This is a genomic window from Kribbella sp. NPDC054772, from assembly GCF_053611945.1.
This window is the reverse complement of record NZ_JBSHBJ010000037.1, coordinates 17,254-39,566: the sequence shown is the minus strand read 5'-3', so window position 1 is coordinate 39,566 and position 22,313 is coordinate 17,254. Positions and strand designations below refer to the sequence as shown.

23 protein-coding genes are annotated in these 22,313 nt (G+C 68.9%); 5 read left to right on the top strand and 18 right to left on the bottom strand.

Going from position 1 to position 22,313, the window contains the following annotated elements; genetic code table 11:
• Positions 1-15: 15 nt before the first annotated feature.
• A complete protein-coding gene (locus tag ACWGID_RS35765) occupies positions 16-396 on the bottom strand; it encodes a hypothetical protein (protein WP_452203775.1) in 381 nt (126 codons plus the stop codon).
• Between the two features lie 32 nt (positions 397-428).
• A complete protein-coding gene (locus tag ACWGID_RS35760) occupies positions 429-1,370 on the bottom strand; it encodes an EamA family transporter (RefSeq protein WP_452203774.1) in 942 nt (313 codons plus the stop codon).
• A 69-nt stretch (positions 1,371-1,439) separates the two neighbouring features.
• On the opposite strand from ACWGID_RS35760, the gene ACWGID_RS35755 reads away from it, so the two are divergent.
• On the top strand, positions 1,440-2,291 hold the full coding sequence (locus tag ACWGID_RS35755; RefSeq protein WP_452203773.1) for a LysR family transcriptional regulator: 852 nt from the start codon (positions 1,440-1,442) through the stop codon (positions 2,289-2,291).
• Positions 2,292-2,395: 104 nt separating this feature from the next.
• Here ACWGID_RS35755 and pyrF read toward each other — a convergent pair whose 3' ends face one another.
• From pyrF to pyrR, 8 genes are read right to left on the bottom strand one after another with little or no spacing between them, the layout of a single operon-like run.
• A complete protein-coding gene (pyrF, locus tag ACWGID_RS35750) occupies positions 2,396-3,235 on the bottom strand; it encodes an orotidine-5'-phosphate decarboxylase (RefSeq protein ID WP_452203772.1) in 840 nt (279 codons plus the stop codon).
• Positions 3,232-4,308, bottom strand: coding sequence for a quinone-dependent dihydroorotate dehydrogenase (locus tag ACWGID_RS35745; RefSeq protein ID WP_452203771.1), 1,077 nt, complete (start codon positions 4,306-4,308; stop codon positions 3,232-3,234). Before ACWGID_RS35745 ends, pyrF begins: the two co-directional genes overlap by 4 nt.
• Positions 4,301-7,606 carry a carbamoyl-phosphate synthase large subunit gene (carB, locus tag ACWGID_RS35740; RefSeq protein WP_452203770.1) on the bottom strand — a complete coding sequence of 1,102 codons (3,306 nt, stop codon included), beginning with the start codon at positions 7,604-7,606 and terminating at the stop codon, positions 4,301-4,303. The genes ACWGID_RS35745 and carB overlap by 8 nt, the downstream gene beginning before the upstream one ends.
• Positions 7,606-8,736 (bottom strand): glutamine-hydrolyzing carbamoyl-phosphate synthase small subunit, encoded by a 1,131-nt coding sequence (carA, locus tag ACWGID_RS35735; RefSeq protein WP_452203769.1) that lies wholly within the window; start codon positions 8,734-8,736, stop codon positions 7,606-7,608. Before carA ends, carB begins: the two co-directional genes overlap by 1 nt.
• A complete protein-coding gene (locus ACWGID_RS35730; RefSeq protein ID WP_452203768.1) occupies positions 8,733-9,218 on the bottom strand; it encodes a PH-like domain-containing protein in 486 nt (161 codons plus the stop codon). Before ACWGID_RS35730 ends, carA begins: the two co-directional genes overlap by 4 nt.
• Positions 9,215-10,507: a dihydroorotase gene (locus tag ACWGID_RS35725; protein ID WP_452203767.1), complete on the bottom strand. Its 1,293-nt coding sequence runs from the start codon at positions 10,505-10,507 to the stop codon at positions 9,215-9,217. Before ACWGID_RS35725 ends, ACWGID_RS35730 begins: the two co-directional genes overlap by 4 nt.
• On the bottom strand, positions 10,504-11,439 hold the full coding sequence (locus tag ACWGID_RS35720) for an aspartate carbamoyltransferase catalytic subunit (protein WP_452203766.1): 936 nt from the start codon (positions 11,437-11,439) through the stop codon (positions 10,504-10,506). The genes ACWGID_RS35725 and ACWGID_RS35720 overlap by 4 nt, the downstream gene beginning before the upstream one ends.
• Positions 11,439-12,035, bottom strand: a complete 597-nt coding sequence (gene pyrR, locus ACWGID_RS35715) for a bifunctional pyr operon transcriptional regulator/uracil phosphoribosyltransferase PyrR (RefSeq protein ID WP_452203765.1) — start codon at positions 12,033-12,035, stop codon at positions 11,439-11,441. Before pyrR ends, ACWGID_RS35720 begins: the two co-directional genes overlap by 1 nt.
• A gap of 206 nt (positions 12,036-12,241) precedes the next feature.
• Here pyrR and bldD point away from each other — a divergent pair, with 206 nt between their 5' ends.
• On the top strand, positions 12,242-12,757 hold the full coding sequence (gene bldD / locus ACWGID_RS35710) for a transcriptional regulator BldD (protein WP_130449595.1): 516 nt from the start codon (positions 12,242-12,244) through the stop codon (positions 12,755-12,757).
• A gap of 324 nt (positions 12,758-13,081) precedes the next feature.
• Here bldD and nusB read toward each other — a convergent pair whose 3' ends face one another.
• Both nusB and efp read right to left on the bottom strand, forming a co-directional pair.
• A complete protein-coding gene (nusB, locus tag ACWGID_RS35705) occupies positions 13,082-13,492 on the bottom strand; it encodes a transcription antitermination factor NusB (protein ID WP_387785197.1) in 411 nt (136 codons plus the stop codon).
• A 33-nt stretch (positions 13,493-13,525) separates the two neighbouring features.
• Positions 13,526-14,089 (bottom strand): elongation factor P, encoded by a 564-nt coding sequence (gene efp, locus ACWGID_RS35700; RefSeq protein WP_452203764.1) that lies wholly within the window; start codon positions 14,087-14,089, stop codon positions 13,526-13,528.
• Between the two features lie 144 nt (positions 14,090-14,233).
• Between efp and ACWGID_RS35695 the strand changes: the two genes are divergently transcribed.
• A complete protein-coding gene (locus ACWGID_RS35695; RefSeq protein ID WP_452203763.1) occupies positions 14,234-14,983 on the top strand; it encodes a hypothetical protein in 750 nt (249 codons plus the stop codon).
• Here the strand turns inward: ACWGID_RS35695 and fxlM are convergent.
• Both fxlM and ACWGID_RS35685 read right to left on the bottom strand, forming a co-directional pair.
• Positions 14,967-16,133: a methyltransferase, FxLD system gene (gene fxlM / locus ACWGID_RS35690; RefSeq protein ID WP_452203762.1), complete on the bottom strand. Its 1,167-nt coding sequence runs from the start codon at positions 16,131-16,133 to the stop codon at positions 14,967-14,969. The two genes, ACWGID_RS35695 and fxlM, sit on opposite strands and share 17 nt — an antisense overlap.
• Before the next feature lie 6 nt (positions 16,134-16,139).
• Positions 16,140-16,637 carry a MarR family winged helix-turn-helix transcriptional regulator gene (locus ACWGID_RS35685; protein ID WP_452203761.1) on the bottom strand — a complete coding sequence of 166 codons (498 nt, stop codon included), beginning with the start codon at positions 16,635-16,637 and terminating at the stop codon, positions 16,140-16,142.
• Positions 16,638-16,710: 73 nt separating this feature from the next.
• Here ACWGID_RS35685 and ACWGID_RS35680 point away from each other — a divergent pair, with 73 nt between their 5' ends.
• Positions 16,711-17,640, top strand: a complete 930-nt coding sequence (locus ACWGID_RS35680; protein ID WP_452203760.1) for an EamA family transporter — start codon at positions 16,711-16,713, stop codon at positions 17,638-17,640.
• Here ACWGID_RS35680 and ACWGID_RS35675 read toward each other — a convergent pair.
• The 3 genes from ACWGID_RS35675 to ACWGID_RS35665 all read right to left on the bottom strand — a co-directional run bounded on the left by ACWGID_RS35675 (position 17,599) and on the right by ACWGID_RS35665 (position 19,318).
• Complete coding sequence (locus ACWGID_RS35675; RefSeq protein WP_452203759.1) at positions 17,599-18,216, bottom strand: helix-turn-helix domain-containing protein; 618 nt, start codon at positions 18,214-18,216, stop codon at positions 17,599-17,601. The genes ACWGID_RS35680 and ACWGID_RS35675 overlap by 42 nt on opposite strands.
• A 68-nt stretch (positions 18,217-18,284) precedes the next feature.
• Positions 18,285-18,722 (bottom strand): type II 3-dehydroquinate dehydratase, encoded by a 438-nt coding sequence (aroQ, locus tag ACWGID_RS35670; protein WP_452203758.1) that lies wholly within the window; start codon positions 18,720-18,722, stop codon positions 18,285-18,287.
• A gap of 5 nt (positions 18,723-18,727) precedes the next feature.
• Complete coding sequence (locus ACWGID_RS35665) at positions 18,728-19,318, bottom strand: TetR family transcriptional regulator (RefSeq protein ID WP_452203757.1); 591 nt, start codon at positions 19,316-19,318, stop codon at positions 18,728-18,730.
• A gap of 55 nt (positions 19,319-19,373) precedes the next feature.
• Here ACWGID_RS35665 and ACWGID_RS35660 point away from each other — a divergent pair, with 55 nt between their 5' ends.
• Complete coding sequence (locus ACWGID_RS35660) at positions 19,374-21,212, top strand: HelD family protein (protein ID WP_452203756.1); 1,839 nt, start codon at positions 19,374-19,376, stop codon at positions 21,210-21,212.
• Here ACWGID_RS35660 and ACWGID_RS35655 read toward each other — a convergent pair.
• On the bottom strand, positions 21,204-22,292 hold the full coding sequence (locus tag ACWGID_RS35655; RefSeq protein WP_452203755.1) for a Gfo/Idh/MocA family protein: 1,089 nt from the start codon (positions 22,290-22,292) through the stop codon (positions 21,204-21,206). The genes ACWGID_RS35660 and ACWGID_RS35655 overlap by 9 nt on opposite strands.
• Between the last annotated feature and the right edge of the window lie 21 nt (positions 22,293-22,313).

The window sequence follows — 22,313 nt, the reverse complement described above, 5'->3', positions numbered from 1 at the left end:
TCCCACAGTCCGGGATCAGTTGTTGCCGGCGCCCGGGAGGTCCATCTTGCAGGTGTCCTTGGCCTGCTTGGTGATCGCCTCCATGGAGGTCTGGATCTTGGGGCCGTCAGACTTCGCGAGTTCCAGCAGCTTGGTCGTGTCGCCTTTGGCGTCCTGGGCCTTCTCCGCGTAGTCGATGACGGCCTTCCAGTCGTCCTTCAGGTCGTCCGGCGCGGACTTCGACACCTTCTTCATCGAGTCCAGCATCTTGCCGACCTGGTCGGAGTCCTTGATGTCGACGCCCTTCGCCGAGTCGACGTAGCCTTTCAGGCTGTCGCAGTAGTTGCCGCCCGAGCAGGCCGTCAGGGTGCCAACACTCATCGTCACAACGGCCGCGAGGGCTGCGAGCTTCCGCATCGTGTTCCTTACTGTGTCGCGCGAGAAGACCGTTACTTCCCGTCCGCGGACACCTTTCCGAACGCCGGGGTCATCGCGAGTTCCGGCGCGCCGTGAAGAACATCGCACGAGTCGACTGGAACCGGGTTGTGATCTGCCGCGTCGCGCCCGAACGAGACCGCCACAGCGTTCGCCGCAACGATCACCAGGATCGCGACCCAGTCGACAACCGCCGGTCGTTGGTGCAGCACCACCAGCCCGACCATTGCCGCCAGCACCGGGTTGACGCTCATGAACACCCCGAAGAACTGCGCCGGCACCCGCCGCAACGTCAACAGATCAACGAGGAACGGCACCGCGGACGACATCACCCCGGCCACCAGCGCGTACGACGCCGCGGCCACCGTCGGCGGATGATGCCAGAGCACGACCGCACCGATCGGCACGTACGCCAGCCCGGACAACCCGGCCGCCGCGGCCGAACCCGTTGCGCCCGGCAACTCTCGGCCGACGACGCGGTTCAGCAGGATGTAGAACGCCCAGCACGCCGCGGCGAGCAGCCCCAGCCCGATCCCGAGGTAGTCCGTCGTCGCCTGCGGCCGCATCAGCAGCAGCACCGCGGGCGCCGCCACCAGCGCACACACCAGGTCGAGCACCCGCCGCGATCCGAGCAACGCGACGGCCAACGGACCGAGGAACTCCAGCGTCACGCCGAGCCCGAGCCCGACCCGGTCGATGGCCGTGTACAGCGACAGGTTCATCACCGCGAACACGGCCGCCAGACCCACCACCGGCCGCCACTGCCGGGCCGTGATCGACCGCAGTCGCGGCCGTCCGACCGCGAGCAGCACGATCGCCGCCACCCACTGCCGGATCGCCACCACGCCCGCCGGACCGATCACCGGGAACGCCAGCGCCGCCACGGACGCGCCGATCTGTGTCGAGAACCCGCTCCCGAGCATCATCGCCACACCGACCAACCGATTTCGCCTCACGATCACGAGAGTCGGTGCGGCGATGAGATTCGCAAAATGCATCGATCGGCGGATCTATACGCTGGAGTCATGGATATCCGGCAGCTGCGGTGTCTCGTCGAGATCGTGGACTCCGGCACGTTCACCGACGCCGCCATCGAGCTCGGCATCTCGCAGGCCGCGGTCTCCCGGAACCTGCTCGCCCTGGAGCGTGAGCTCGGCGTCCGGCTGCTGCACCGCACCAGCCGTTCCCTCACCCCGACCACCGCCGGCGTCCGGGTGCTGGCCCGGGCTCGGCACATCCTCGCCGAACTCGATGAGCTGATCACCGAGGCGACCAGCGGTCACACCCGCCTGCGAGTCGGCCATGCGTGGTCGGCGTTCGGCAGCCACACGCGCGAGTTCCAGCGCCGGTGGGCGGCCGACCATCCTGGCGTCGAGCTCCAACTGATTCGCACCAACACGACGACCGGCGGCCTCGCCGAGGGCCTCTGCGATCTCGCGGTCGTCCGCAGTCACCTGGACCTACGCCGCTTCGCCCACGTCCTCCTGACCGAGGAGCAGCGGTACTGCGCTCTGCCCGCCGACGACCCGCTGACTCGCAAACGGTCGGTGACGCTCGATCAACTGCGCGAACGGACGCTCGTCATCGACCGCCGTACCGGAAGCACCACGGTCGACCTGTGGCCGGAGAACGCGCGACCGCCCATCGAGTACACGCAAGACGTCGACGACTGGCTGGCGGCCATCGCGTCCGGCCGGTGCGTCGGAATGACCGCACAGGCGACCACAACGCAGTACCGCCGCGACGGCGTCACCTATCGCCCGGTGCGCGATGCACCACCAATCGACGTACACCTCATCTGGCACCGCGAGGACCCGCACCCGGCAACCCAAGCAGCCGTGGAGCTACTGACCACGCTCTACCAGTCTGCGACCTGACGGCATCTCGACAGGAGGTGTCGGCTCATCTGATGCGATTGGCCGCGCCGCTGAGCGTGACCACGGCCGGTGAAGCCGGACACCTCCTGTCGAGATGCCGATACTCAGTAGCCGAGGACTGTTCGGTAGGCGTCGTTGGCGCGGGTGGCGGCGGCTTGGAGGGCGGTTGCGTCGGGGCCGGCGCCGAGGATCTCTCGGGAGCTGGCCGGTACGACGTTGCGTACCGCGGAACCGAAGATCTTCGTGAGGCCCTCGGCGGTACCGCCCTGGGCGCCGAGGCCGGGTGCGAGGAGGGGGCCGTTGATGTCGAGGTTCTCCGTGGTCGGGTTGATGGTCGCACCAACCACCGCGCCGAACGAGCCGAGGTCGTCGCTGTCCGCGTTCAGCTCACGCAGTCCGTCCAGCACGGCCCCGCCGACGGTGGCTCCGTCCGCGGTGCGCGCCGACTGGAACTGCGGGCCCTCGGGGTTCGAGGTGAGGGCGAGTACGAACAGACCGGCGCCGGACTCGCGGGCCTCGTCGATGGCCGGCTGTAGCGAGCCGAACCCGAGGTACGGGCTGACCGTCAGCGCGTCACACGCCAGCGGCCCCTTCTCCGCGAGGTACGCCGACGCGTAGCCGGCCATCGTGGTGCCGATGTCGCCGCGCTTCGCGTCGATGATCACCAGCGCGCCGGCCTCGCGGAGCCGGACCGTGGCCTGCTCGAGGACCGCGATCCCGGCCGACCCGAAGCGCTCGAAGAACGCGGACTGCGGCTTGAACACCGCGACCCGGTCGGCGAGCGCGTCGACGACGCCGTACGTGAACGACGCCAGGCCCTCCGGGGTGTCCGGGAGGCCCCAGGCGTCCAGCAGGTGCGCGTGCGGGTCGATGCCGACACACAGCGGACCACGGGTGTCCATGGCCGCGCGCAGCCGGGCGCCGAACGGTTTGTTGTTGCTCATGGCAAGCTCCTGTTGATCTGGCGGATCAGGCCGGGTCCCCGGTAGATCAGCCCGGTGTACACCTGGACGAGGCTCGCGCCCGCGTCGAACAGGCGGGTGGCGTCGGAGGGTTCGAGGATGCCGCCGACCCCGATGATCGGCAGCGCTCCTTGCGTCTCGTTGTGGATGTGGGCGACGACCTTGGCCGAGGTCTCGGTCAGCGGGCGCCCGGACAGACCACCGGCCTCGGCGGCCAGCGGGTGCGACTCGACGCCGGGGCGGCCGATCGTGGTGTTGGTGGCGATGATCCCGGCGACGCCGACATCGGTGCAGACCTGGAGCAGTTCGTCGATCGCGGACGTGGTCAGGTCCGGCGCGATCTTGACCAGGATCGGTTTCGGCGCCAGCCCGGTCAGGCTCAGCGAAGCGGCCTCGGTGTGCAGCGCCGTCAGCAGTTCGCGCAGGTGCCCGGCGTCCTGCAGAGCACGCAGTCCGGGCGTGTTCGGCGACGACACGTTGACCGCGAAGTAGTCGCCGTACCGGTAGAGGCGGCGGAGCGAGGTCACGTAGTCCTCGACCGCCTCCTCGAGCGGCGTCACCTTCGACTTCCCGATCGAGATTCCGAGCGGGTACCCGAGATCGCCGTACGCCGCCAGTCGCGCGGCCAGCGCCTCGCTGCCGAGGTTGTTGAAGCCCATCCGGTTGATGACGGCCTCGTGGTCGACGAGGCGGAACAGCCGCGGCTTCTCGTTCCCGGGTTGCGGATGGGCCGTGACGGTGCCGACCTCGACGAAGCCGAACCCGATCGCCGGCCAGGCGCGCAGGGCGATCCCGTTCTTGTCCATGCCCGCCGCGAGCCCAACCCTCGACGGGAACCTGATCCCGAAGACGGACACCTCCGCGGCCGCTCCGAACACCTTGGAACCGAGCGCGGCAGCGCCCGGGACGCGCCCGAGCAGGCCCATCCCGTTCAGCGTCTGCTCGTGCGCGACCTCCGCGTCACCGCGACCCAACCGGTACAGCACCGGCCGGACGACCCGCTCGTACGCCGACCGCCGCGCCCCGGACCGAGCCGGTACAGATCGGTCAGGCACCGTGGATCCTCGGCACCCAGTCCTGGAGCGACCGGACCCCGATGTCGCCAGACCGCTGCGACTCGATGCCCTGGACCGCGGCCGCGAGCCCCTGCACGGTGGTGATACACGGGATGTTCCGCGCCACCGCCGCACTCCGGATCTCGTACCCGTCGAGCCGCGGCGAACCGCCCTGGGTGATCCCGATCGGGGTGTTGACGATCAGGTTCAGCTCACCGTCCTGGACCATCTGGACGATCGTCGGCTCACCGTTCGGGCCGGGACCCTGGCTGCTCTTGCGAACCGTGACCGCCTCGACGCCGTTGCGCCGCAGGACGTCCGCGGTGCCCTCGGTCGCGTAGATCTGGAAGCCGAGGTCCGCGAGCCGCTTGACCGGGAAGATCATGTGCCGCTTGTCCCGGTTCGCGACCGACACGAACACCTTGCCGTCACCCGGCAGCGGCTGCGACGCCCCCGCCTGCGACTTCGCGAACGCCGTCCCGAAGGTGTCGTCGATACCCATCACCTCGCCGGTGGACTTCATCTCCGGCCCGAGCACCGTGTCGACCGACGAGCCGTCGATCGTCCGGAACCGGTTGAACGGCATCACGGCTTCCTTCACCGCGATCGGCGTGGTCGGCGGCAGCGTGCCGCCGTCGCCCTCGGCCGGCAGCATGCCCTCGCCGCGCAGGTCGGCGATGGTCGCGCCGAGCATCACCCGGGCCGCGGCCTTGGCCAGCGGCGTCGCGGTCGCCTTGGACACGAACGGCACCGTCCGGGACGCCCGCGGGTTCGCCTCCAGCACGTACAGCACGTCGCCGGCCAGCGCGTACTGCACGTTCAGCAGACCGCGTACGCCGACACCGCGGGCGATCGCCTCGGTCGACCGGCGAATGTTCTCGATGTCCGCGTTCCCGAGCGTGATCGGCGGCAGCGCGCAGGACGAGTCGCCCGAGTGCACGCCCGCCTCCTCGATGTGCTCCATCACGCCACCGAGGAACAGTTCGTTGCCGTCGTACAGCCCGTCGACGTCGATCTCGACCGCGTCGTCGAGGAACCGGTCGATCAGCACCGGGTGCTCCCACGAGCCCGAGCCGGCGCTCAGCCGGTCGAGCGCCGCGGTCAGCTCGGCGGAGCTGTAGACGATCTCCATCCCGCGACCGCCCAGCACGTACGACGGCCGGACGAGCACCGGGAACCCGATCTCCTCCGCGACCGCGTGCGCGGCCTCGGCCGACAGCGCCGTACCGTGCTTCGGCGCCGGCAGCTGCGCGTCCGCGAGCACCTTGCCGAACGCACCCCGCTCCTCGGCCAGGTGGATCGCCTCCGGCGACGTCCCGACGATCGGTACGCCGGCATCCGCGAGCCGCTGCGCCAGACCGAGCGGCGTCTGGCCGCCGAGCTGGACGATCACGCCGGCCACCGGGCCCGCCTGCATCTCGGCGTACACGATCTCGAGCACGTCCTCGCAGGTGAGCGGCTCGAAGTACAGCCGGTCGGAGGTGTCGTAGTCGGTCGAGACCGTCTCCGGGTTGCAGTTCACCATGATCGTGCAATAGCCGGCTTCGCGGAGCGCCATCGACGCATGCACGCAGGAGTAGTCGAACTCGATGCCCTGCCCGATCCGGTTCGGCCCCGAGCCGAGGATCAGTACGGCGGGCTCGGTGCGCGGCGCGACCTCGGACTCCTCGTCGTACGACGAGTAGTGGTACGGCGTCTCGGCCTTGAACTCGGCCGCGCAGGTGTCGACCGTCTTGTAGACCGGCCGGATCCCGAGCGCCTGCCGGACACCGCGGACCACGTCCTCGGTGAGCCCACGGATCTCGGCCAGCTGCAGGTCGGAGAACCCGTGCCGCTTGGCGAGCTTGATCACCTCGGGCGTCAGCCGCGGCGCGGCCGCGACCTGCAGCGCGGTCTCGTGGATCAGGTACAGCTGGTCCACGAACCACGGGTCGATCTTCGTCGCATCGAAGATCTGCTCCGGCGTCGCCCCGGCCCGGATCGCGTCCATGACGATCCGCAGCCGGCCGTCCTGCGGCGTCTTGATCGTCTCCAGCAACGGCTCCAGCTCGCTGGCCGGCTGACCGGCCCAGGAGAACCGGGCCTCCGGCTTCTCCAGCGAGCGCAGCGCCTTCTGCAACGCCTCGGTGTAGTTGCGGCCGATCGCCATCGCCTCGCCGACACTCTTCATGTGCGTGGTCAGCGTGGCGTCCGCGGCCGGGAACTTCTCGAACGCGAACCGCGGCACCTTCACCACGACGTAGTCCAGCACCGGCTCGAAGCTGGCCGGCGTCTGCCGGGTGATGTCGTTCGGGATCTCGTCCAGGGTGTAGCCGATCGCGACCTTCGCGGCGATCTTCGCGATCGGGAAGCCGGTCGCCTTCGACGCCAGCGCCGAGGACCGCGACACCCGCGGGTTCATCTCGATCACGATCAGCCGGCCGTCCGCCGGGTTCACCGCGAACTGGATGTTGCAGCCGCCGGTGTCGACGCCGACCTCGCGGATGATGCCGATCGCGAGGTCCCGCATCACCTGGTACTCGCGGTCGGTCAGCGTCATCGCCGGCGCGACCGTGACCGAGTCACCGGTGTGCACGCCCATCGGGTCGACGTTCTCGATCGAGCAGATGATCACGACGTTGTCGGCCTTGTCGCGCATCACCTCCAGCTCGTACTCCTTCCACCCGAGGATCGACTCCTCGATCAGTACCTCGGTGGTCGGACTCGCGTGCAGGCCGGCGCCGGCGATGCGGCGCAGGTCCGCCTCGTCGTACGCCATGCCGCTGCCGACGCCGCCCATCGTGAACGACGGCCGGACGACCAGCGGGTAGCCGAGCGCGGCCGCCGCGCCCATCACGTCGTCGATGGTGTGGCAGATGCGCGAGCGCGCGACCTCGGCGCCCAGCTTCTCGACGATGTGCTTGAACGACTCCCGGTTCTCGCCGCGCTGGATCGCGTCGACCGACGCGCCGATCAGCTCGACGCCGTACTTCTCCAGTACGCCGTTGTCGTGCAGCGCGATCGCCGCGTTCAGCGCGGTCTGCCCGCCGAGCGTCGCGAGCAGCGCGTTCGGGCGCTCCTTCTCGATCACCTTCTCGACGTACTCCGGGGTGATCGGCTCGACGTACGTGGCGTCGGCGAACTCCGGGTCGGTCATGATCGTGGCCGGGTTGGAGTTCACCAGGACGACCCGGAACCCCTCCTCCCGGAGCACCCGGCAGGCCTGGGTGCCGGAGTAGTCGAACTCGCAGGCCTGACCGATCACGATCGGGCCGGAGCCGATCACCAGCACCGACTCGATGTCTGTACGACGTGGCATCAGGCCCGCCCCTCCATCAGTTCTACGAAGCGGTCGAACAGGTACGCCGAGTCGTGGGGACCCGCCGCCGCTTCAGGGTGGTACTGCACAGAGAACGCGAGCACCCGGCCGTCGCGACCGGTGAGCTTGAGTCCTTCGACGACGTTGTCGTTGAGCGAGACGTGCGACACCTCGGCGGTCCCGTACGGCGTCTCGACGGTCTGATCGATCGGCGCGTCCACGGCGAACCCGTGGTTCTGCGCGGTGATCTCGACCTTGCCGGTGGCCCGGTCGAGCACCGGCTGGTTGATGCCGCGGTGCCCGTACTTGAGCTTGAACGTGCCGAGTCCGAGGGCCCGGCCGAAGACCTGGTTGCCGAAGCAGATCCCGAAGTACGGCTTGTTCTGCTCGAGCAGTTGCTTGAGCAGCGTGGTCGGGTGCTCGGTGGTCTCCGGGTCGCCGGGGCCGTTGCTCATGAAGATGCCGTCCGGGTTCACCGCGAGGACTTCCTCGAGCGTCGCGGTGGCCGGCAGCACGTGCACCTCGATACCGCGCTCGGACATCCGCTGCGGCGTCATCGCCTTGATCCCGAGGTCCAGCGCGACGACGGTGAACCGCTTCTCGCCCACGGCGGGCACGACGTACGGCTCGAAGGTCGTCACCTCGCTGGCGAGGTCGGCACCGACCATCGGTGGCTGCTCGAGCACCTTCTTCAGCAGCTCCGCCGGGTCCAGGATCTCGGTGGAGATGCCGGCCCGCATCGCACCGCGCTCGCGCAGGTGGCGGGTCAGGGCGCGGGTGTCGATCCCCGAGATACCGACGATGTTCTGCGCCTTCAGCTGGTCGTCGAGCGAGCGCTTCGCGCGCCAGTTCGACGGCACCCGGGCGGGGTCGCGGACGACGTACCCGGAGACCCAGATCTTCTGCGACTCGTCGTCCTCGTCGTTGATCCCGGTGTTACCGATGTGCGGCGCGGTCTGGGTGACGATCTGCCGGTGGTACGACGGGTCGGTCAGTGTCTCCTGGTAGCCGGTCATCCCGGTGGTGAACACCGCCTCGCCGAAGGTCTCGCCGGTCGCCCCGTACGACGTACCGGCGAACGCCCGGCCGTCCTCGAGGACCAGCAGCGCTTGCAGGGCCGGCTGGCTCATTGTGCTCCGATCAAGGTCGAGATGGATGCGGTCAGGGCTTCGGTGTCGGCCTTGCGACGCGGGCGGAAGCCGGTGTCGAGCTCGTGGCCGTCGTGGGTCCAGGTGACCACCACCAGGCCGGACTTCTCCGCGGTCACCTTGCCGGCGATGCCGCGGTCGGTCCGGACGCCGGTCACCTGGTCCGCGGGGATGAAGACATCCGCCGCGCCCTGCCGGTGGAAGATCAGGCCGTCCGCACTGACGGCCAGGTCCGCGATGCTGCGGACGCCCAGTTCGTGCACGGCGATCCGGTCCATCCAGTCGCCGGCCGTGGTCGTAGCGACGTAGACACCTTCGGTGCCCCGCGTCTTGTCCTCCGGCACCGCGGGCAACGGCGCCAGGTCGGCCTGCCGGGACTGACGGTTGCGCCAGCCCCGGTACATACCGAAGTAGCCCGCCGCCAGGATCAGCAGCGTGCCGAGAATGCCCAGAACGGCCTTCACCGAGTGAGCTCACCGTCCAGGACGGTCGGCGTACCGCGGAGGAAGGTCGCGACGACCTTGCCCGGCAGCGTCATGCCCTCGAACGGGTTGTTCCGCGACAGCGACACCGACGCATCCGGTACGACGATCTGCTCGACGCGCGGGTCGTACAGCACGATGTTCGCCGGGGCGCCCGCCTCGAGCGGACGACCGTGATCAGCGGCTTGGCCGATCGCAGCCGGGCGGTAGCTCAACCGGTCGGCGACATCCGTCCAGCTGAGCAGGTTGGTGTCCACCATCGCGTGCTGTACGACGCTCAGCGCCGTCTCGAGCCCCGTCATACCGGGTGAGGCCGCGCTCCACTCGCAGTCCTTGTCCTCGACCGGGTGCGGCGCGTGGTCGGTGGCGACGATGTCGATGGTTCCGTCGGCCAGGCCCTCGCGGACCGCCTCGACGTCCGCCTTGGTGCGCAGCGGCGGGTTCACCTTGTAGACCGGGTTGTAGGAGGCGGCCAGGTCCTCGGTCAGCAGCAGGTGGTGCGGGGTGACCTCGGCGGTCACCTCGAGACCGCGGCGCTTGGCGGCGCGGACAATCTCCACCGAGCCCTTGGTGGACAGGTGGCAGATGTGCAGCTTCGAGCCGACGTGCGCGTTCAGCAGGATGTCGCGAGCGATGATCGCCTCCTCGGCGACACTCGGCCAGCCGGTCAGGCCGAGGACGCCGGACAGTGCGCCCTCGTTCATCTGCGCGCCCTGGGTGAGCCGCGGCTCCTGCGCATGCTGCGCGATCACGCCGTCGAACGCCTTCACGTACTCCAGCGCGCGGCGCATCAGCGCGGCGTCCCAGACGCAGTCGCCGTCGTCCGAGAACACCCGGACCCGGGCCGCCGAGTCCGCCATCGCGCCGAGCTCGGCGAGCTGCGTGCCCTTGCGTCCTACCGTGACCGCGCCGATCGGGTACACATCGGCGTACCCGGCGTCGCGGCCGAGGCGCCAGACCTGCTCGACGACGCCCGCGGTGTCCGCGACCGGGTCGGTGTTGGCCATCGCGAAGACCGCGGTGAAACCGCCCTTGGCCGCGGCCCGGGTGCCGGTGAACACCGTCTCGGCGTCCTCGCGGCCGGGCTCCCGCAGGTGGGTGTGCAGGTCGACCAGGCCCGGCAGCGCGACCAGCCCGGTGGCATCGATCGTGGTCGCGTCCGCGGGTGCGTCCAGGTTGGTGCCGACAGCAACGATCTCGCCGTTGTCGATCAGCAGATCCGCCACCTCACCGCCCACGATGCGCGCGCCGGTGATCAGGTATGCGGTCATGCGTTCTGCTCCTCTTCGTTACTTCCTGACAACAGCAGATAAAGGACGGCCATCCGGATCGCCACGCCGTTCGTGACCTGCTCGACGATCACCGAGCGGGTGGAGTCGGCGACCTCGGCGCTGATCTCCATCCCGCGGTTCATCGGGCCCGGGTGCAGCACGACCGCCTCGTCGGGCAGCTGCGCCATCCGGTTCCGGTCCAGGCCGTAGCGCCGGCTGTACTCGCGGGCACTCGGGAAGTAGGCGTCGTTCATCCGCTCCCGCTGCACCCGCAGCATCATCACCGCGTCGCTCTTCGGCAGCACCGCGTCGAAGTCGTACGACGTGACGCACGGCCAGTTCGTCATGTCGACGGGCAGCAGCGTCGGCGGGGCGACCACGGTGACCTCGGCGCCGAGCGTCGACAGCAGCAGCACGTTCGACCGCGCGACCCGGGAGTGCAGGACGTCGCCGACGATCGTGATCCGCCGCCCCTCCAGCGAGCCGAGGTGGCGGCGCATCGTGAACGCGTCCAGCAGCGCCTGCGTCGGGTGCTCGTGGGTGCCGTCGCCGGCGTTCACCACCGAGCCGGTCATCCAGCCCGACTTCGCCAGCAGGTGCGGCGCGCCGGACGAGCCGTGCCGGCAGACGACGCCGTCGGCGCCCATCGCCTGCAGGGTCAGCGCGGTGTCCTTGAGGCTCTCCCCCTTGCTGACGCTCGAACCCTTGGCGGAGAAGTTGATCACGTCCGCCGACAGCCGCTTGGCGGCAGCCTCGAACGAGATCCGGGTCCGGGTGGAGTCCTCGAAGAACAGGTTCACCACGGTGCGCCCGCGCAGCGCGGGCAGCTTCTTGATCGGGCGGTCGGCCAGCGACCGCATCTCCTCGGCGGTGTCGAGGATCAGCTGCGCCTCGTCGCGACTCAGGTCGCCGGCGCTCAGCAGGTGCTTCATCAGCCCATCGCTTTCTTGTCCGCGATCAGTACGGCGTCCTCGCCGTCGAACTCGTCGAGGTGCACGGTGACGCGCTCCACGAGCGAGGTGGGCAGGTTCTTGCCCACGTAGTCGGCGCGGATCGGCAGTTCGCGGTGGCCGCGGTCGACCAGGACCGCGAGCTGCACGGCCCGCGGGCGGCCGATGTCGCCGAGGGCATCGAGCGCCGCGCGGATGGTGCGGCCGGAGAACAGCACGTCGTCGACCAGCACCACGACCTTGCCGTCGATGCCGTCCGGCGGAATGTCGGTGTGCTCGAGGCCACGGGGTGGTTTGAGACCGATGTCGTCGCGGTACATGGTCACATCGAGTGACCCTGTGGGCACGCTCTGCCCCTCGACGGCCTGGATCCGGGCGGACACCCGCTGCGCCAGCGGGACCCCGCGGGTCGGGATTCCGAGCAGGACGACCGGGTCGGCGCCGCGGTTCCGCTCGAGGATCTCGTGGGCGATCCGGGTCAGTGCCCGGGATATGTCGGAAGCGTCGAGGACCTCGCGGCTGCTGCGTTTCGGCGGCTGCGCGACCTCGGGGTGCTCTGCGCTCTGGGCAGGGCTCATCGCTACCGTTCCTCCTTTCCCGCCTCTCGGGACGGGTCTTTAAAGGACGTTCGGACCGCTTGACATGGTATCGGAAGTGACACGCCGTCTTGACGCTGGCCTACACTCCGGAATATTGTTACTCTGTGTAATCGAGGGGGGTTTCACCTACCGGCCCGTTTCCGGCGGGCCGGACATGACGAAACTAGTCGGAGGGAAGAACCAGCGTGCCTAGCGAATACGCGAAGACACTGGGTGGCAAGCTACGTGCCATCCGCCAGCAGCAAGGGCTGTCGCTGCATGGTGTAGAAGAGAAGTCCAAGGGTCGCTGGAAGGCGGTCGTCGTCGGCTCGTACGAGCGCGGCGATCGAGCCGTCACGGTCCAGAAGCTCGCGGAGCTCGCCGATTTCTACGGCGTGCCGATCCGTGAACTGCTTCCTGGGTCCGCCAGCGCGGCGGCTGCGGCCGCGGCTCCGCCCCGGTTGATTCTCGACCTGGAGGCTCTGCAACACCTCGACGCGAGCGAGGCCGGTCCGCTGACGCGGTACGCGGCCACGATCCAGGCTCAGCGTGGGGACTACAACGGCAAGGTGCTGTCGATCCGTCAGGACGACATGCGGACGCTCGCGGTCATCTACGACGAGTCGCCGACGACACTGACCGAGCGCTTCATCTCCTGGGGTGTACTGAACCCGGAGGCGAAGGGCGAGGTCGAGGAATCGTCCGAGGCCGCCGGCGCCTGATGCGGCGCTGACGACTGACTGAAGGCACGGTCGGGGCTTGTAGCAGCTGGCCCGCGGCCGCCCGCCTTCTTCAGCTGACCGAACAGAGCGGTAAGCAGCACCACGACAACGCAGGAACACAACGCAGTACGACTGAAGGTCCAGCGGCGGGTATCCACCTCACCCACCCGCCCGGGACACGGGGACGCACCAGCGGCCCGGGACCGTACCGAGACGGTCACCGGGCCGGGACAGAAGAACGAAAGACAGAGAGGGCTCGCCCCCCTCGCTCTCTCGGACGCCCGTTCAGGCGCCCAGATCAGACGCCCAGATCAGACGCCCAGATCAGACGCCCAGGGTCGGCTTCAACTGCAGCAGTCTGGCCAGCAGGCCGTTCACGAACGTCGGCGACTCGTCCGTCGACAGATCGCGCGCCAGCGCGACCGCCTCGCTCACCGCGACCACGTCCGGGACCTGGTCGTCGAACAGCAGCTCGTAGGCACCGATCCGGAGAATGTTCCGGTCCACGGCCGGCATCCGGTCCAGCGTCCAGCCGACCGAGTGCGTCTCCAGCAGGTCGTCGATCTGCTCGGCGTGCTTCGCGACCCCCTCGACCAGCGCCACGGTGAACTCGTTCACCGGCGGGTCGTTGTCGGCCACCCGGTCGGCCAGGGTGCCACCGACCGGCAGCCCCCTGACCTCCGACTCGAACAGTACGTCGAGCGCGCGTTTGCGGGCCTTGCTCCGGGCAGACATCTGCTGTGTCTCGGCTTTCCTAGTACTGCGCGGTCAGGAGGTGACGCGGCCGAGGTAGTCCCCGGTCCGGGTGTCCACCTTGACCTTCTCGCCGGTCGTCAGGAACAACGGCACCTGGATGTCGTACCCGGTCTCCAGGCGGGCCGGCTTGGTGCCGCCGCTGGACCGGTCGCCCTGCAGGCCCGGCTCGGTGTATTCGACGAGGAGCTCGACCGAGGCCGGCAGCTCGACGTACAGCGGGAGGTCGTCGTGGACCGCGACGATCGCGTCCTGGTTCTCCAGCAGGAAGTGCGAGGCGTCGCCGACGACCTCGGGCTGGATCTGGAGCTGGTCGTAGGTCGACTTGTCCATGAACACGTAGGCCGTACCGTCGTTGTACAGGTAGGTCATGTCACGCTTGTCGACCGTGGCGATCTCGACCTTCACATCGGCGTTGAAGGTCTTGTCCACCACCTTGCCGGACAGCACGTTCTTCAGCTTGGTCCGGACGACGGCGCCGCCCTTGCCCGGCTTGTGATGCTGGAACCACACGACGGACCAGAGCTGGCCGTCCAGGTCGAGCACCATGCCGTTCTTGAGGTCGTTCGTCGTTGCCACGCGGGTATACCCTTCGGGATCGATCAGCGGTAACACGAGATTGTAGCGGTCACTCCCGTTTCCTCCGATTCCAGCACTGCCCTAGACCTTGCGGGCCTTAGGCTGGACGTCTAGACCGTCCACCGAGGCGCCAGGAGGCCGGCAGTGACGGAGTTCGTGATCTTCGTCGTGGTGATGATCGTGGTGAGCCTGATCACCAAGGCGAGGCAGCAGTCCACCCGGCGCGACGGCAAGCCGAATCCGCGGATGCAGGCGCTGATCGAGAAGCTCCAGGCGCAGCAGGGCGGCAACCAGCCGGTCCAGTTCCAGGGCCAGTTCACCCAGGCCGCCGGCCAGGGCGGCCCGCCACAACAGGTCCAGGCCCAGGCGCCGCAGCAGTCCGGCCCGCTGTCGCCGTACCCGCAGGCGGGGATGTACCAGCCGCAGGCGCAGTACAACCCTGCCCAATATGGCCAGAGGGCTTATCAGCCGCCGGGGCATCGGCCGCAGCAGAACAACCTGCCGACGTCGACGCCGGATCTGGATGCCCGGGTGCGCGAGCTGATGAACGCGAACAACGAAGTCGGCGCGATCCGCCTGCTCGGCGCGGAACGCGAGCTGGGGATCCTCCAAGCGCAGGCGTACGCCCGCGGACTCATGCAGCCCACGACACCACAGGCCGCGACTCCCGATCAGTCCAACGACTCCGAAGAGTCCGGCGAGGACACGGACGGGGAACGGTACGTCGGGTCGGCCGCGTTCGCGGAGTCGATCTTCAACCTCGACGACAGGGACGAGAACGTCTGGGCCAGCGGATGGGTCGACACGCCCGAGCCCGACGACCGGTCCGACATCGACGAACTGTGGCAGACGGTCGCCAACTCAGCGCGGCCCGGAGCTACTCCGCCCAAGTGACAGTGATGTAGCTGTCCCGCCGGGCGATGTGAAAGCCCACCGGAAGCTCATCTGCCCACGCATGCACCTGGAACGACGGCCCGGGGCCATGCCGGTGCCGCGCGTCCCAGATCCGCACTTGGTCGAGCATTCGGCCGATCAGCTCCAGCGCTCTTGGTCCGTGTCCACTGCACCCCAGTTCGACATGTACGTCGTCCCGTCCGGGCCGCGTCGACAGGTAGACCAGGCTGTCCGCGGTCGCGACCGCTGCGACCCACGACCACTCCCCGCTGGACATCACGCAGTACCCGGGCAAGGTGCCGGCCAGCCACAAGTAGAGGTCGAGCAACGGCTCCTCACGATGCACCTCCACCCCGGACCACGTCTGCAGTCGCGGCAGCGCCAGTACGTCGACCTTCGGATGCGGCTCATCCGATTGGTCCTCGTCGAACGTCAACTCCAGCTCGCCGAGCGGAACGAGCCGCTCGTAGTTCGCGCCGGCCCCCTGCATGCTGACGAACCCGCACATCGTCGTCGACCGGCTCTCCAGATGGTCACCGACCCGATCGAACGCGACGGAACGCGTCTGCCCCCGCATCCGCAGTGGTACGACGATCCGCCCGCGCGGCCGCAGTTGCCGCAGCCACGCGCTCGCGATCTCCCACGCGGTGACAGTCACCACGATCCGGTCGTACGGCGCCCGCTCCGGATCACCGAACGCCCCGTCCGCCCGGACGACGGCGACATCGCCGTACCCGGCCTCGTCGAGCAACGCCCGCGCCCGCTCGGTCACCTCCGGGTCGATGTCGACCGTGGTCACCGAACCACCCGGGCCGGCCAGCTCTCGCATCAGTGCGGCGTTGTAGCCACCCGAACCGATCTCCAGCACCCGGTCCCCCGGCTGGATCGCCGCCTGCTCCAGCATCAACGCGATGATGCTCGGCTGCGACACCGAACTCGTCACCACACCGGACCCGTCGCGTTTCATCAGTACGACGTCATCGGCGTACGCGACGTCGAGTGGAGCCTGCGGGACGAACACGTGCCGCGGGACCGCCTGGAACGCGGCGGCGACGCGCTGGTCGCGGATCGTGCCTTCGGTGACCAGATGCCTGATGAGGGCCGCGCGCAACGACCCCGTCTGCACCGAGTCGTTCCCGAGGTCCGCCATAGGGCTTCAGTCTCGCTTGTCCCCGAGTGACTCCAACAGTGCCCGCAGCAAGCCCGCCAACCGATCACGGTCGGCCGCCGAGAGACCGGCGAGCAACTGCTCCTCGGTGTCGACATGCGTCGGCAGCACCTTGTCGATCAGGTCCAGACCTTCTTGGGTCAGCGTCACCTGGACGCCACGCCGGTCGGTCTCACTGGGAGCACGGGTCACCAGACCCCGCGCCTCAAGCCGGTCCAGCCGCTGGCTGATCGCTCCCGAGGTGACCATCGACGAGTGCATCAGCCCGGCCGGGGTCAGGCTGTGCTCGTCGTTGCTGCGCCGCAGCGTCGCCAGTACGTCGAACGAGGCACGGTCCAGGTCGTGCTTGCCGAAGTTCCGCCGGAGCTCGGCGTCGAACATCGCGCCCAGCCGGCTCATCCGCCCGATGATGCCCATCGGCGACGTGTCCAGGTCGGGCCGCCGCTCCCGCCACTGCTCGAGCACCAGGTCGACGTGATCTGCCATCTGCCCAGCCTACCGCCGATTGCTTAGCGGTGAGAGATTTGCGTATTGCTTAGCGCTGAGATACTTTGTCTTAGTGCTAAGCAATCGACGGTTCACTCTTCTCCTGGTCACGGCGATCGCGCCGATGCTCTGGGGCACCACCTACCTGGTGACCACCGAGCTCCTCCCGGCGCACCGTCCGTTGCTGGCCGCGCTCCTGCGCGCGTTGCCGGCGGGTCTGCTGCTGATCGCGATCACCCGGGTGCTGCCGCGCGGCAGTTGGTGGTGGCGCTCGCTCGTTCTCGGCACGCTCAACATCGGCGCCTTCAACGCCCTGCTGTTCGTCGGCGCCTACCGGTTGCCTGGTGGCGTGGCAGCGACCGTCGGCGCGATCCAGCCACTACTAGTCGCGCTGCTGTCAGCCGGTCTGCTCCGCCAGCGCTTGTCGCTGCGCACTGTCCTCACTGCGATGGCAGGCGTGTTCGGCGTCGGTCTGCTGGTACTGCGAGCCACTGCGCAGCTGGACGCGGTGGGTGTGCTCGCAGCTGTCGGCGGTGCGGTCGTGATGGCGTTCGGCGTCGTACTCAGCAAGCGCTGGACGTCTCCGGCTCCCCTGCTGGCGACCACTGGCTGGCAGTTGGCCGCCGGTGGACTGGTACTGCTTCCAGTCGCCTTCCTCGTCGAGGGCGCACTCCCCGCTCTGACACTGCGGAACGTCCTGGGTTACTCGTACTTGTCACTGTTCGGCTCCGCCGTCGCCTATGCACTCTGGTTCCGTGGACTGCGGGCGCTCGCTCCGACCGAGGTGACGTTCCTCGGACTGTTGAGCCCAGTTGTCGCCACCACACTCGGGTGGCTGGTCCTGGATCAGCGTCTGACCGCACTCCAGGCGATCGGCGGTGCCATCGTGCTGGCAGCACTGGTCAGCGCACAGGTCCGGTGGTCATCGCGGCCGCAGAAGCGGACCAGCTGGGTGAAGCCGTCAGATCAGGCCTTCGCGGAGTGCGTACGCGACGGCGTGTGAGCGGTTACGCAACTGCAGCCGGCTGGTCACGTCGTGCAGGACGTTCTTGACCGTCCGCTCCGAGTAGGACAGCTCCCGCGCGATCTCCTGCGTGTCCTTGCCGTCGGCCACCAAACGCAGTACCTGCGTCTCGCGGTCGGACAAACCGGTAGGCGACAGCCGGCGCGGCGCGGGCGCCTGACCGAGCAGTCGACCGAGGAGGTCCGGCGGCAGACTGCCGTCACCCGCGGCGGCAGCCTGCACCAGGTGCACGATCCGATCAGCGGTCGCGTCAGTACGCCGCAGTACGCCGGACACTCCCAACTCGACCGCAGACATCAGCGCGTCGTCGTCGATCGCACTGCCGATCACGACGATCCGGCGAAAGCCTCGCTGCGTCGCGGCGCGCAGTACCTGGACCGCGGCCGCGTCCAGCGCGTCGACGGCGACCAATGCGACCGCTGACGGGTCAGCGCGCTGATCGCTGACCAGGCTGACCTCCGGCCGCTCGCCGAGCGCGTACATCAGCCCGAACTGCGACAACGGATCCAGCGCCTTCACCCACACCGGAATCGGAATGCACTGCTGCGTCGTCATCCTTGCCACTCCCCTGAGCGTTGCCGAATCCAACTGACAACTACTCGATGCCCGAAAGGGCAGATTGGTTACGAGTCCAGGGTGGTGAGTGCGCGCAGGGCCAGCCGGTACGAGTCGAGACCGAAACCGGCGATGGTCCCGGTCGCCACTCCGGCGACGACGCTGGAGTGCCGGAAGTCCTCGCGGGTCGCCGGGTTGGTGAGGTGGATCTCGATCAGCGGCGCGGTCCGCTGGGCGATCGCGTCGCGCAGCGCGTAGGAGTAGTGGGTGAACGCGGCCGGGTTCAGGACGACCGGGATCCGGCCGTCGGCCGCCTCGTGCAGCCAGCCGACCAGCTCGGCCTCGTCGTCGGTCTGCCGCACCTCGACCGCGAACCCGAGCTCGGCACCGGTCTTCTCGCACACCCCGACCAGCTCGGCGAAGGTCGTCGTACCGTATTTCTCCGGTTCGCGGGAGCCCAGGCGCCCGAGGTTCGGGCCGTTCAGCACCAACACTCGCTCAGTCACAGCACTCACCCTAGTGGTCGGACCCGCGCGAACGCGGCGTTGGCCTCGTCGACGGCGACCGGGTAGCGATCGGTGGCGGACTGCCCAGCGGAGACGGCCAGCCAGTTGCGGTAGCCGAGGATCCGCTGGGTCGAGAGCAACTGGGCCGACAGCAGCTCGGCGGCGAGATCACCCCCGAGCGCCTCGGCCAGCGCGTGCTCGTCGTCGTCCATGAACTCGCGCAGCCGGGTCGCGAGCGCCGGCGTGGTGAAGACGAGGCGGTAGTACGCGATCACCTGCGGGTGGTCGTTCAGCCCGGTGGTCGGCTCGCGGTCCGCGAGACCGGTCAGGAAGTACTCGCGGAACGCGTCGACCGGCGGCGCGGACGCGGCCCGCACGACCCGGGCCGCCTCGCGGCGATGGTCCGCGATCCGGTGCATCACCAGGTCTTCCTTGGTCGGGAAGTACTTGAACAGCGTCGGCTTGGACACGTCGGCGGCCGCTGCGATGTCGGTCACCGGCACCTCGTCGAAGCCGTGCTCGAGGAACAGTGCGATCGCCGCCTGCGACAAGGCGTCGTACGTCTGCTGCTTCTTGCGTTCGCGGAGTCCGGTCACGACATCATGTTAACCTAGGCAAAAGATTGACCGAGTTAATCTTTGTGGAGGACCGATGCGAGACCTGAACGCCGAGCGCGAGTACGCCGTGCACTGCCGGGAGGCACTGCGGCGGATGGTCGCCGGGGCGCGCGAGAACGTGGCCGTCGGCGAGCACACCGGCCAGACCTACTACCTGGGCCGGCGGCACGTGTCCGACGCGATCGGCCGGCCGCCGATGGTGATCGACTGGCGCGCACCGGTGTCGGCCGCCTCCTACCAGGCGTCCGCCGTCGAACCCCGAGGTATCGAGATCCGCCGCCGCTTCGGCTGGTCGGCCAACACCCTGACCAGCTTCGAGGACGAACTCCTCCGGTCCGGTACGCCGGTCTCCAGCGATCTCGTACGGCGCGAGATCGAGCGCGCCCGCGTCGGTCCGATGCGGGACATCGTCGCGACCATCCAGCCCGAACAGGACACCCTTGTCCGGACCGACCTCGACCTCTCGGTCTGCGTGCAGGGCGCACCGGGCACCGGCAAGACAGCGGTCGGCCTGCACCGGGCCGCCTACCTCCTCTACGCGCACCGCTCCCGGCTGCAACGCAACGGCGTCCTCGTCCTCGGCCCGAACCGGGCCTTCCTGCACTACATCTCCGCGGTCCTCCCGACGCTCGGCGAGGTGGATGTCGAGCAGACGACGATCGAACAACTCCTCGACCGCGAGATCCGCGCGACCGACGACCAACGAGCCGCCGAGATCAAGCACGACGTCAAGATGGCGCGGGTACTGCGGAACGCCGTGTACCGCAGGATCGGCAGGCCCGAGCAAGCGGTCGTAGTGCGGGACGCGTCGTACAAGTGGCGGGTCAACCAGCACGAGTTCAGCGAGATGGTGAGCGACGCCGAGGCGGACGCAACGACGTACCTGACCGGGCGCGAGCGGGTCGTGGCGCGCGTCGTCGCCGCGCTCCAGCGGCAGGCCGAGGCGCGGGGGCAGAACTGCAACGGTGTCTGGCAGCGGCGGATGGCGCGGGCGGTGCAACCGGATGTCGAGGCAGTGTGGCCGATCGTGAAGGCCGACGAGACGCTCGCCGAATTGCTGAGCGATCCGCAGCCGGCCGCGGACGGCATCCTGACGCCGGAGGAGCAGCGCGCGATCACCCGGCCGCGACCGCGGAAGGCGAAGAGCGCGCGCTGGACGGCCGCGGACGCCGTACTGCTGGACGAACTCAGTGCGTTGCTCGACCGCGGAACGATGTACGGGCATGTCATCGTCGACGAGGCGCAGGACCTCTCCCCCATGCAGTGCCGCGCGATCGCCCGGCGCAGTGAGCACGGCTCGATCACCGTGCTCGGCGACCTCGCCCAGGGCACCACGCCCTGGGCCGCCACCGACTGGCCGACGCAACTCATGCAGCTCGGCAAGCCCACGGCGGAGATCGTTGCCCTGAGCACCGGGTACCGCGTACCCGCGACCGTGGTCGACCTCGCGAACCGGCTGCTCACCGCACTGGACGTCGACGTCCCGCCGACCACCTCGTTCCGCTCCGACGGCAGACTACGGATCACCCACGTTCCGGACCCCTCCATCGCGTGTGTGGACGCCGTGCGCGAAGCGCTCACGCTGGAAGGCTCGGTCGGCGTCATCGCTGCCGACCACCAGAGTCCGGTCTTGGCCGACGCTCTGAAGGCGGGGGGTATCGAGACCTTCGCCGCGGACGGCGACGGCCGCGTGACCGTCGTACCGGCGAGCCTGGCGAAGGGCCTCGAATACGACCACGTGATCGCCGTCGAGCCCGCCGACATCGTCGCCGCCGAGCCCCGCGGCCTCAACCGCCTCTACGTCGTCCTCACCCGCGCGGTCTCCCGGCTCGACATTCTGCACACGCGGGACCTGCCGGCCGAACTACGCTGACCAGGGTGCGCCGGGTCCGCCCATGCGTGCGGCGTACTCCGATCCGTTGGCCAGCTCGCCACGGCGGATCGGCTTGTCGGTGAACGCGGACGCATAGATCGCGGCGGCCAACTCGATCGTGTTGCGCGCCTCGGTGAGCGGGACCGGCACCGGCTGGCCGGCTTCCTTCGCGTCGAGGATCGCGGTGAGCTGCGCGGTGTGGCCGCTCGCCACGTCGGGCAGGTCGGTCGACCATGCGTCCGCGACCGCTTCGTGCCCGGGCGCCGGCGTGACGGTCCAGTCGGGGTTCTTGTAGCCGTACAGGTGTTCCAGCTCTACGGTCGCGTTCTCGCAGTCGAAGCGGAGCTGGGACGTCTGGCGGGCGGACACCAGCGAGTTCACGACCGAGGCGACCGCTCCGTTCTCGAACGTCACGAGCGCCATCGACACGTCCTCGGTCTGCGTCGGGCGGGCCTGCCGGGCCGCGAGCGCGGTCACCTTCTCCCACGGGCCGAGGATCGAGAGCAGCAGGTCGTACTGGTGGATGCCGTGCCCCATCGTCGGGCCGCCACCCTCGACGTCGAACGTGCCACGCCACGGCACCGCGAAGTACGCGTCGTCGCGATACCAGACGGTGTTGCACAGGGCAACCAACGGCCGGCCGAGCACACCGTCGGCGAGCAGCTCCCGCAGCCGCACCGCGCCGGAGCCGAAGCGGTGCTGGAACACGCAGGCGACCTGCGCCTTGGACTTCTCCTCCGCCGCGAGCAGCTTGTCGAACTCGTCCAGCGACAGCGTCGGCGGCTTCTCCATGTACACGTCGACGTCCGCCGCGAGACACTCGGCGGCCAACGGCACGTGCGAGTTCGGCGGGGTGCACAGGTGCACCAGGTCCAGCTGCTCGGTCGCGAGCAGGTCGGTCAGGCTCGAGTACGTCGCCGGGATGTCCCACTTGGCGGCGAACTCCTTGGCCCGGTCCAGATCGACGTCGACGGCGGCGACCAGTTCGGCCCGCTCCGCCAGCGCCGTCACGGCCCGGGCATGCGAGCCTGCGATGCCACCGGTTCCGACGATCGCGATCCGATGCTTGCGCTCAGTCATATGGAAAGCCCTTTCCGAGGC